Origin of the sequence: Campylobacter concisus, from assembly GCF_902460665.1 — a bacterium.
GTDB classification, from domain to species: Bacteria; Campylobacterota; Campylobacteria; order Campylobacterales; family Campylobacteraceae; genus Campylobacter_A; species Campylobacter_A concisus_AL.
In genome coordinates, this window is the sequence record NZ_CABPUR010000010.1 from 1 (window position 1) to 7,337 (window position 7,337).

7 protein-coding genes are annotated in these 7,337 nt (G+C 42.7%); 3 read left to right on the forward strand and 4 right to left on the reverse strand.

From position 1 onward, the window contains the following. The coding region (locus F3G66_RS09340) for a hypothetical protein (protein ID WP_223154269.1) at positions 1–274 on the forward strand (274 nt) is incomplete at its 5' end. 164 nt (positions 275–438) lie between these two features. Next, on the forward strand, positions 439–1,554 hold the full coding sequence (locus F3G66_RS09345; protein WP_149707892.1) for a hypothetical protein: 1,116 nt from the start codon (positions 439–441) through the stop codon (positions 1,552–1,554). A 251-nt stretch (positions 1,555–1,805) separates the two neighbouring features. Here the strand turns inward: F3G66_RS09345 and F3G66_RS09350 are convergent, their stop codons facing one another. The 4 genes from F3G66_RS09350 to F3G66_RS09365 all read right to left on the reverse strand — a co-directional run bounded on the left by F3G66_RS09350 (position 1,806) and on the right by F3G66_RS09365 (position 6,725). Continuing rightward, positions 1,806–2,582: an ABC transporter ATP-binding protein gene (locus F3G66_RS09350; protein ID WP_149707893.1), complete on the reverse strand. Its 777-nt coding sequence runs from the start codon at positions 2,580–2,582 to the stop codon at positions 1,806–1,808. Further along, the gene (locus tag F3G66_RS09355; protein WP_149707894.1) at positions 2,573–3,535 is read right to left on the reverse strand and encodes a FecCD family ABC transporter permease; all 963 of its coding nucleotides are present in this window, start codon (positions 3,533–3,535) and stop codon (positions 2,573–2,575) included. The genes F3G66_RS09350 and F3G66_RS09355 overlap by 10 nt, the downstream gene beginning before the upstream one ends. Further along, positions 3,535–4,569: an ABC transporter substrate-binding protein gene (locus tag F3G66_RS09360; RefSeq protein WP_149707895.1), complete on the reverse strand. Its 1,035-nt coding sequence runs from the start codon at positions 4,567–4,569 to the stop codon at positions 3,535–3,537. The genes F3G66_RS09355 and F3G66_RS09360 overlap by 1 nt, the downstream gene beginning before the upstream one ends. 74 nt (positions 4,570–4,643) lie before the next feature. After that, a complete protein-coding gene (locus F3G66_RS09365) occupies positions 4,644–6,725 on the reverse strand; it encodes a TonB-dependent receptor (protein WP_149707896.1) in 2,082 nt (693 codons plus the stop codon). 264 nt (positions 6,726–6,989) lie between these two features. Between F3G66_RS09365 and F3G66_RS09370 the strand changes: the two genes are divergently transcribed. Beyond that, positions 6,990–7,337, forward strand: a 348-nt coding sequence (locus F3G66_RS09370; protein WP_188115861.1) for a retention module-containing protein, incomplete at its 3' end; no start/stop codon positions are given.

Genomic DNA, 7,337 nt, shown 5'->3' on the forward strand with positions numbered 1-7,337 from the left:
TGAACAAAGTGCATTGATAGAGAGTAAGAATAGAGAAAATCAATCTCTAACACGTAAAGCTGAAAGTTTGAAAAGTGAAAATATCAGACTAAGAGACTTTAATGACAAAAGCTTGGGTCTTTTACTAGAAATAGCAAATATCAACCCAGAGATAAGAGAGATGATAGTCAATGAAATTCCAGAGCTAAGGGGTAAATTTACAAAAGATGATGCTTTGATGGAGATGGGGGTAGAGAAATTTTCTAGAGATATCCAAAGTATAGTAGTAATATAAACGGTAATGCTAATCTAAATAGTACATATATCCTAGGAAAAGCCGGGGACGACACTATAACCGTAAACGATAATGCTAAGGTTAAAGGTGGTAATATCGATACGGGCGCCGGAGCAAACGATAAAATAAATATTAACGGTAATGCCGAGTTGGATGGCACTACATTGCAATTTGAAGGCGGTAAATCAACAGATAAAGCCACTTTAAACGTAACTGGAAACGCCGTATTAAAAGATATAACGATACAAGCTTCTCAATCTCTAGGCGAGCAATATATGAATTTCTATCAAAGCGGCGAAGCTAGAGTAATGAGCCTTATGGGTAGCCAAAATAAAGACGTTATAGATATAGCAGGCGACTTTACTTATACTAACGTCGGCAATAATCTTCAAACTCACGGTGGAGACGATGAGATAAAGATGCACGGCGGAGCTACGGTAAAAGTCAAAGCAGATATGGGCGATGGCAAAGATACTTTAACAATAGATAATGCTACATTTAAAGATTCTCTTGTGAATATGAATGGCGGTAACGACAAGATAAATATAAATGCCGGAGCAAATTTAACCGGTACAAGAATTTATACTGATGATGGTGAAGATAAAGTATATTTAAGAGGCGGTACGTTTAGCGAAGCAGAGATTGGACTAGGCAAGGGTAAAAATGAAGTAAATATAGAGTTTGGCGCGGTATTTGGCGACCAAGATGCTGGTCTTAACGACTTTGGCGACCATAAAACTTATATAAGATCAGATCATAGGGCTAGTCAAAATTTAGAAGACACCATAAACGTTAAAGCCGGTGCTACCGTCAAAAACGCCGAAATACAAACTTACGGAGGAGAAGATACTTTAAATATAGACGGTACGGTTATAAATTCGAACATAAACTTAGGCTCGGGCAACGACACCGTCTCTATCGGTAAAAACGCAAGCATAGACGGCAGCTCTACTATAGACGGCGGAGCCGGATATGATACGTTAAAAGTCGCCGACGGCAGTATAGATTTTAGCAGAGTTAAGAATTTCGAAAAACTAGATTTAACCCAAGGCAATAACAATATAAATCTATCAGCTAAAGACGTTTTAGATATGACTGATAGTAATAACAAGTTAAGAACAGATGGTAATGGTGACGATCATGTAACGCTACAAGGAGGTATAGGTACATGGAATAAATCTGCTATCCCTAATAGCGATGGTTATACAGTCTATACAAAAACAGAAGGAATTCACACCGTAACCTTAGAAATTAAAGATGTATTAGTACATGAGATTTAAAATTTAACTAATTACTTTAATCCCAAAGGAAATTCCTTTGGGATATTCTTTTCTATCATTAAACTTTTATAATTGTTTGTCTTTTTAATCTATGTAAAATAACCTATTTGTCTATTTTTGTATAAATTTTCTGCAATAAAACATAAGACTATTTCAAGCTAAAATGATTAAGTAAATTTACAAACATCTAATAATAGTTTTATGGTTTATGACCTGATGAAAGATATTATAAAAATCTAAGCACTCCATAATTAATCGATATTCCATCTAACCAACAGTCTCCTTTTATCTTCGACGTTTAAATTTATAAAATCTATACCGAAGAGTTTTGTTAAATTTTCGCCCTTTAAAATTTGATCGGTTGCGCCGAATTCATATCCTAAGGGACCGTTTAATAGCAAGGTTTTATCCGCCGCCGCAAGCGCGTGATCGGGATGATGCGAGGTAAAGATCACGCAGGTTTTTTGCTCGCTATTTAGCCTTTTGATTAGGCTCAAAACGGCGTTTTGATGAAAAACGTCGAGGTACGACGTAGGCTCGTCCATGACGAGAATTTTAGGCCGTAGTACTAGCGAGCGAGCTATAAGCGCCAGTTGCATCATGCCGCCGCTTAGCTCGTCTACGTTTAAATTTAAATACTCGCTAACGCCCGCTATCCGTGCGGCGTCCTCAGCCATCGCCCTATCCTTCGCGCTCGGCCTTGAAAACGTACCGACGTTTGCGTTTACGCCCATTAAAATCAGGTCTTTTACCTTAAAGCTAAAAGCGATATTTTCGCTTTGAGGCACGTATCCTACGAGCTTGGCGCGCTCTTTACCGCTAAGAGAGGCATGATCTCGGCCGTCGATCAAAATTTGACCGCCTTGTGCTTTTAAAAGCCCTAAAATAATCTTTAAAAACGTAGATTTGCCTATGCCGTTTGGGCCCAAAATCGCAAGCGTTTCGCCGCTTTTTAGGCTAAGGCTTAAATTTTGCAAAATTTGCTTATACTCGTAAGAAAAGTTTAAATTTTCTACGCTTAAGACCATCTTTTGCCCCTTTTAACGATGATTACGCCGATCATCGGAGCGCCTATAAGCGCGGTTAGGATACTTAGCGGGATTTCAGCTGAGCTCGCGCTTCTAGCCGCGACGTCGGTTAGCATCAAAAATATCCCGCCTAAAATCGCAGAAATCGGAACCAGCCGCGAGTTATCGGAGCCGTAAATCAACCTCGTAACATGCGGCATCAAAAGCCCTACCCAGCCGATGATACCCGCTATCGCTACGCTTGCGGCCGTTATCAGAGTAGCAAGTAGGATAAAGATAAAGCCTAAAAATTTACTCTCGCCCAAAATGCTTGCATGTTCGCTGCCTAAGGATAAAATGTTTAGCTTCCAGCCCATTAGGCTCAAAAGCACGAGCCCGCTAACGCAAACGGGAGCAAGCGCTGCCACGTCGCTCCAAGATATGGCGCTTAGGCTTCCCATCAGCCAATATACGATACTAGGTAGCTTTTCTTGCGTGTCGGCGACGTATTTGACAACCGAGATCAGCGCCTCGAATATCGCGCCCGTGATGATGCCCGCAAGCACCAGCATAAGCTTTGAGTTTTTGTTTGCCAAAACGCCCAGGGCGTAAGCTATCATGACGGCTAGAAAGCCGAAAATAAAAGCGCCTATTTGCGTGGCTACGGGACTACCGAAGGCTAAAATGCAAACTACCGCGCCAAATCCCGCTCCGCTACCTACTCCCAGGATATTCGGGCTTACCAAAGGGTTTGCAAACATCGCCTGAAATATCACGCCAGCCGCGCTAAGGCTAGCGCCTATCAAAAACGCCGCTATCAGCCTTGGTAGGCGCAGGTCAAATATCAAAGCGTAAAGCGTCTCTTTGTCGTTTTGATAATAGTCAATTAGCCCCTCAAGCGAAATCCTACCCGCAAGCAGCGAAAAAACGACCACAAAAGCTAGAAAAAGCGATAAAAACAGATATTTTTTCATTATCTAAAAAGCTCGTAAAATTTGCTCTCGCCGTTTAGATCAAAGCGTAAAATTTGAGCTATCTCATCGCCGTTTAGATCGTAGCCGTAGAGCAATTTGTAGCTCTTTTTCATCTCGTCTTTTAAATTTATATGCGCCTGCCCAGAAAACAGCACGCTAAACCACGCCCAGCCCAGGTGCGATTCGCCCGTAGGCGGCTCCCACATATCGCCCCCCAGAGGCATTTTATAGACGGCTTTTTGCTTGACGGCTTTTACGTTTTTTAAAATTTTATCGTTAAAAAAGTCCCGCGGCGTAAGCTCGTCAAAGTTGCTAAGTAAGATAACGTCCGGATTTTGCGCGAGAATTTCTTCTTTATTTAAAATTCTAAATCCCCCGAAATTCTCCGCATTTACTCCGCCGCTTAGTTTTATCTCGTAATCGAAATACGTCCCGCCTCCCGCCGCCTCGTAGCTTTTATCTCGGCCGAATATAAAAATAACCTTCGGTTTTTTACTAAGCCCTTTTACGAAATTTTCGACCTTAGCTCTTACCTCGGCTCTGTTTTGTAAAATTTGCTCCGCTCTTTGCTCTTTTTCGTAAATTTTACCCAGCATCCCAAACCAAAAAAGCGGATCTTCCTCCGTGCCGCTTAAATTTACCAAAGCAACGTTTAGCCCTACTTTTCGCAGCGGCTCGATGATCTTTTTGCCTCTCATGCCCCACTGCACGACAAGATCCGGAGATAGTTTTAGCAGCTCCTCGATATTTGGAGTAAAATCCTCTCCTATACCGCCTGCGGGGATACTAGACGCGCCTTTGATCATTTTTCCGAGCATTCCGCGCCCAATATTTTTCTTAGCCATCGGATGGACTGAGGCTAGGCGAGATACGTTGTTTTCGACGCTAAGAGAAAACGAAGCTAGCGGCACGGGAAACAGCGCTACGCTCTTAACGGAGCGGTCGAAGCGAAGCTTATTGCCATTTTGATCGGTAAATTCAAGCGCGCCCAGCGTCGCTGCCAGTAGCAATAAAGCAGATACGATTTTTCTCAAATTCGATCCTTAAATTCGTAAATTTTAGGGCTTTTGAGCGGATCTGTTTAAAACCCGCTCGGCAAATTTAAATTTTAAAAGCTAGCCTTAAAGCCTAGTTTGAAATTTCTACCCGGATTTATGAGCGGGTTGCTAGCGCTTCTAGGCTGGCTGATTAGCTCGTAGCTTAGGCTTGGGGCGTATTCTTTGTCGAAGATATTTTCGACGCCGAAATTTAGACTAAAATCTTTTAAGAAGCCTAGTTTGCCCAGACTTTTGCCAAAGTATAGGTTATGCACGAAATATCCCGCTCGCTCGCGCTCTACGCTATCATCTATACGCGTCTTTCTAGCCGCCCAGTCGCCGCTATACTCTATGTAGGAATTTGCCAAAAACTCCGGCGAATAAGAAACGGCCACGCGTCCGCTAAGCGGTGCGATCTCCGGAAGCGGTTTGCTGGTTTGTTTATTTTTGCCGCGCGTGTAGGCGAGATTTGTTTTAAACTCCAAATTTGACAAAATTTTATAAGCTAGGTCAAATTCCGCTCCGCTTATCTTGGCTCTATTTACGTTTTGCGATTGATAGTAGGTCACGCCGCCGCTTTGCCAGTTTCGCTCGACGATCAGGTCTTTATAATCTCCCGTGTAAAATATCAAATTCGATCTAAGCGCTTTATCCGTATAGCGAAGTCCGGCCTCGTAGGTAACGCCTTTTTCGATATTTAGATCGGGGTTCGGTAGATACGCCTCGCTGCCTGAAAACGTAAGTATCGGAGCGACCTCGCCGCTCATAGGAGCTCTAAACGAAGTAGAGAAATTTCCTACGAATTCAAGCCCCTGGGCGACGGGATAAATAAGTCCCAGTCCGTAGCTGGCTCTGCCGTCTTTTCTATCGTTGGCGTTTTCATATAGGGCTTTTACGGCTGGGCTCATAGAGCTATCCATGTCGAACGAGGTTTTGATGCGGTCGTAGCGTAAATTTGCGCTCAAAATCGCGTCGTTGCTAAATGCGTATTCAAGCAAGCCAAACCCGGCGACGTCAAGCTGTTTGGTTCTTAGCCTGTTGCGTAGGCTAGGGCCTTTGTTCACGCTTTGATACACGCTATCCCAGTCCTCGTAATAAAAATCTACGCCGTAAGTTTGGGTTAGGTTGTCGCCTACGAATTTACCGATAAATTTGCCGCCGTAGACCTTCGGACCGTTTACGTAGTTATCGACTTGTCTAGGCGACATAGCTCCGATATATGGCCTTATATTTAGGTGCGTATAAAGCTCTCTGTAATACAAGCTAGAATCTAATATAAATTTGTCGTTTATGTTGCCTTCGTAGTTTAGCGCTACGTATTTTTCTCTAAGAGGCGCTTCTTTTATGTATTTTTGGAAGCCTTTTTTATTCGCCGTTCCGGGAGCGCCGACCGCCGTACCGACTACGCCGCGCTGCGACTCCGTATATCTGGTCACGAGCTCAAGTCTGTGAAAATCGGCAAAGCTATATCCGCCTTTAAAATCAAGGCTTCGGTAATTATACCTTGTATTTGGGATTTTGCCCGCCGGAGTATCGTAGTCCTTGCCGTGCTTGTAGTTTAAGCCGAGCAATGCGTCAAACCCGTGTCCGACTACGCCGAGTTGTAAGCGGTTTTGCACGCCTTTGTTCGCGCTTTGGTACTGGGTGCTAAGATACGTATCAGATAGCGCCCAGTCGCCGTGTACGTCTCCGCTAGCTCTTTTGGTGACTAAATTTACTATGCCGCCAAAGGCATCTGTGCCGTAAAGCGTGCTAGCGGGACCTCTTATTATCTCTATCCTTTCGATTTGATCGGGCGTAAATATCGAATACTCAAACGCCGGCCTACCTCTAAATCTAAGTCCATCTACGAACATCGGCACGCGGTAATCAGACGAGCTAAAACCTCGCACGTTTACGGTGCCCGAGTCCATGCCTTCGTTTACGATAGAGACTCCTGGCGCCTCGCTGATTAGCTCGGGTACGCTTTTGCCAAGCTTTCTTTCTATTGTCTCTTTATCTACTACCGAGACGCTTTTGCTTATCTCGTCTACGCTTTGAGACGATCTTTGCGCCGTGACGGTTACGCCTTCTAGCGATTTTAGCTCTACTTCATTCTGCGCGGCGGCCAAAACGCCGACCAAAGCAAGACTAAGCGCGATTTTTCTCTGCATTTAAACTCCTTTAAAAATTATTAATGGGCAATTATATAGAAATATATAATGATTTTCAATATGTATAAAAGATAATATCATATTTTAAAAAAGTCATAATTACTATATATTAAGACACTAAGATATATCATGTTGAATGGCATGATATTTATGATATGTGCTAAATAGTACACCATATAGTACCCCAGTACAATAGACAAGCCCTTTTAAAATTTATATAATTCATTCAAAATTTCAAATACTATAAACAATAAGGAGAACATGATGGCTAAAGAAGCCGGAGTAGTTAAAAGCATAAACGGAGGAATAGCAAGAGCACTTAATGACTTAACAGGAGAAGTAAGAAATCTTAGCGTTGGAGACATCGTCTACCAAAACGAAAAGATAATTACAGATAGCTCTGACTCTAAAGTAACAATAACTCAAACTGATGGTAAAGAAATAACTCTAATAGGTAAAGATACTATAACTCTAGATCAAGACTCTAACAATAACGAAACAGTAGCTGATATCTCAGCTTTACAACAAGCCATCTTAAAAGGAACAGATCTTAATGCTCTAGAAGAAACTGCTGCAGGTGGTCCACAAGCAGGTGGTAATGGTGGAGATGGC